The sequence below is a fragment of the Anaerotignum faecicola genome, from assembly GCA_024460105.1.
GTDB lineage: Bacteria > Bacillota > Clostridia > Lachnospirales > Anaerotignaceae > JANFXS01.
In genome coordinates this window covers 1-381 of record JANFXS010000635.1, presented here as the reverse complement: position 1 = coordinate 381, position 381 = coordinate 1, and the positions used below count along the sequence as shown (strand labels likewise).

General features: G+C 47.8%; 1 protein-coding gene. It reads left to right on the top strand.

Features of this window, described 5'->3' with window-relative positions; all coding sequences use genetic code 11:
- Positions 1 to 12: 12 nt before the first annotated feature.
- The coding region (locus tag NE664_15765; protein ID MCQ4728091.1) for a ribulose-phosphate 3-epimerase at positions 13 to 381 on the top strand (369 nt) is incomplete at its 3' end.

Below are 381 nucleotides of genomic sequence, written 5' to 3'. Positions count from 1 at the left end.
CAGGTACATTTAATGGTTACTCATCCAGAAACGTATTTAGACGGTCTCGCCGCCTGCGGAGTGGATTCTGTGATAGCCCATTTGGAAGCACTTGACTATCCACTTCATTTTCTCAATCACTGCCGGGCACTTGGATTGGAGCCGGGGCTGGCTGTCAATATAAAAACACCGGTAGAAGCAGTAAAGCCTTTTCTGGGTAATATGGATCAGCTGCTCCTCATGACATCGGAGCCTGATTATTTAGAAGAAAAAGTATATGGACCAGCAGTGGAACGCTTAATCCGCTTAGCAGGAAATATTCCGGCAGGAGTAGAATTGTATGCAGATGGAGGCGTGACCAGGGAAACGCTTCGGGAGCTTGAAGAAGCAGGGGTTCATGGA